4 protein-coding genes are annotated in these 2,366 nt (G+C 70.2%); 1 reads left to right on the top strand and 3 read right to left on the bottom strand.

The features are described 5' to 3' along the window. Positions 1–234 precede the first annotated feature (234 nt). The 3 genes from VF468_23170 to VF468_23160 all read right to left on the bottom strand — a co-directional run bounded on the left by VF468_23170 (position 235) and on the right by VF468_23160 (position 1,646). Positions 235–795 (bottom strand): dihydrofolate reductase family protein, encoded by a 561-nt coding sequence (locus VF468_23170; protein ID HEX5881192.1) that lies wholly within the window; start codon positions 793–795, stop codon positions 235–237. A gap of 64 nt (positions 796–859) precedes the next feature. Then, a complete protein-coding gene (locus VF468_23165) occupies positions 860–1,021 on the bottom strand; it encodes a hypothetical protein (protein HEX5881191.1) in 162 nt (53 codons plus the stop codon). 307 nt (positions 1,022–1,328) lie between these two features. Continuing rightward, positions 1,329–1,646, bottom strand: coding sequence for a GNAT family N-acetyltransferase (locus VF468_23160; protein ID HEX5881190.1), 318 nt, complete (start codon positions 1,644–1,646; stop codon positions 1,329–1,331). Positions 1,647–2,070: 424 nt separating this feature from the next. On the opposite strand from VF468_23160, the gene VF468_23155 reads away from it, so the two are divergent. Then, on the top strand, positions 2,071–2,366 hold a 296-nt coding region (locus tag VF468_23155; protein HEX5881189.1), incomplete at its 3' end, for a hypothetical protein.

The raw sequence follows: 2,366 nt of genomic DNA, 5'->3' as shown, positions 1-2,366 counted from the left end.
AGGGTCGGCCGTGAGGGTGTGGAGAAACGTCTCCTAGCGCCCTCAACAGCACGGACACAACGGAGCGAACCCTCGGCATCCTTCGCCTCCGTCCCGCACCGTCGCATCGCCGGGTCGAGCTACCTACCGGTCCCGGGTCCTTGTCGTCCTGGTCGCGGTCGCCGTCGCCCAGCGCAGGCTCGGACCCAGCTCCTCGGCCTCGACCTCGACGGTGGAGCGGGCGCTGCCGTGTGCTCATGTCTGGGTGCGGTAGCGCAGGTACACCGCGCCGTTGCCGAGCCGGTGCTCGTCCAGCAGTTCGAGCTGGAGCCGGGCCCGGTTGGGGAGGAAGGGCTTGCCCCCGCCCACCACGACGGGCCAGACGAACAGGTGGTACTCGTCCACCAGCCCGGCGGTGATCGCATGGGCGCCGAGGGTGGGACCGCCCACGGTGAGATCACGCTCGGCGGCCGCCTTCAGGTGCCGGACCGCTTCGGGGTCGAAGTCTGGTTCGATCCGCGTCCTGGTGGTGGAGGCCGTCGCCAGCGTCCTGGAGTACACGACCTTGTCGGCCGCCTGCCAGATCTCGGCGAACTCCCGCGTGCCGGGCGACTGGGCCGCGGCGGCCGGGTCGGTCTCCCAGACGGCCATCAGCTCATACAGCCGGCGCCCGTACAGGTAGGTGCCGACCGGCCGCAACAGGTCGTTGATGAAGGAGTAGTACTCCTCGTCTGGTGCCCCCCAGTCGAACTTGCCGTCCTCGTCGGCGATGTAGCCGTCAAGTGACACGTTCATCACATAGAGCAGCTTGGCCATGGCGAGCCTTCCTCGAGGGTTGGAGCTGCGCGACCGTCCGTCAGCAGCCTACGTCGCGGCTGTGTCACCGCCAGGCAACCCTTGCCGACGCTGTCTGAGCACAGGTCGTGTCCATCACGAGATATGAGCCAGATCCGACCATGTCCCGGGTGATCCCGTCGTGGGTGTAGCGGACCTCGGGGTCGTCGGTGAGGTTGCCGGCGAAGCTCACGGCTGCCTCGGTCATGGTCCTGCCACTTCCTGGTGCCTGGCCGGGCGGTCTGCCCTGCCCTTGGAACCGGGGGACGGTGGACACCGTGGCATGCCATAAGGCCACCGGGGGCAAGCAGCAGAGCCAACGAAGTCGGCCCCATCTGGTCAGGCTGCCGGCGCAGGCCGGCTCAGGAGCCGAGCTTGGTTGGTTGGTCGACGCGCTTGCGGCTGGGGGTCGGGCATGCCAGCACCGTCCGGCCAGATCCCTCCACCCTGGGCGTGGTGGGAGAACGAGGCTCCCACCGCGAGGGCTGCTTGCAGCTCATCCCAGGCTCAGCCGGTCAGGCTCTCGGCCTCCTGAAGGTGTGGGGTGGGATGCGCTCGGCTGGTCGTTGGAAGAGCGCCCCGGAGGGGTTATGCGGCAGGACGACGGTGCGGACGTAGGTGAAGCCCTGGCGCAGGTAGTAGTGCTGGAGGTGCTCGTTGGTGGTCCACGCGTCGACACGTAGCCAGTCGGCGCCCTCGTCGGCCGCCTTAGTGCCGGCCCAGTCCAGCAGCTCGGCGCCCAGGCCCTGGCCGGCGTGGGCACGATCGAGTACCGCCCGGATCGGCCCAAGCCGTACCGTGCCCGCTACTGGGGGCCGGACGGTCGGCTGCACAGCCGGAGCTTCGCCCGCAGGGACGATGCGGAACGCTGGCTGACCAGCGAGGAGGCGTCCAAGCTGCGCGGCGCCTGGGTCGACCCGAGGGGATCGCGGCGGCGGTTCGATGACTGGGCGAGCGAGTGGTGGGAGCTGTGGGCGTCGGAGCCGCGCCGCAGCCCGGCGGCCTTGGAGGCGGCAGAGAGCCACTTGCGGCTGCACATCCGCCCTTACTTCGGGCGTCGGCCGCTGGGCACGATCTCGGCCCAGGTGGTGCAGCGGTGGCAGAACGAGCTGGAGCGACGGGCCAGCCACAACCTGACGATGGCCTGCCGGTCGATCCTGAACCGCATCCTGGAGGCGGCCGAGGCTGAGCGGCTGATCCCGGTCAACCCGGTGTGCAAGGTCCGCGCCCCCAAGCGGCCGGTGGACCCCCGAGGTCGTGTTCGGCCGGGTCCGGCGACGGGCGTACACCCCAGAGGAGTTCGGCCGGCTCCTGGTCGGCTGCTCGGCCTTCTACCGCGACCACTTCATCGTCCAGGTCGGCACCGGCCTGCGTAGCGGGGAGCTGCTGGGTCTGCGGGCGCGGCGCGTCGACCTGGATGCTCGGCGGATCGAGGTCGTGGACGTACGCTATGACGCTGGCCGGTTCGGGTCGGGCTACAAGGACCGGCCCAAGAGCGACGCCAGCATCCGGGCGGTGCCGATGGCCGAGCCGGTGGCCGCCGCCATCGCCCG

This window comes from Actinomycetota bacterium (assembly GCA_036280995.1).
GTDB lineage: Bacteria > Actinomycetota > CALGFH01 > CALGFH01 > CALGFH01 > CALGFH01.
Note: the sequence above shows the minus strand (reverse complement) of the source record. Positions and strands in the feature narration are given on the sequence as shown.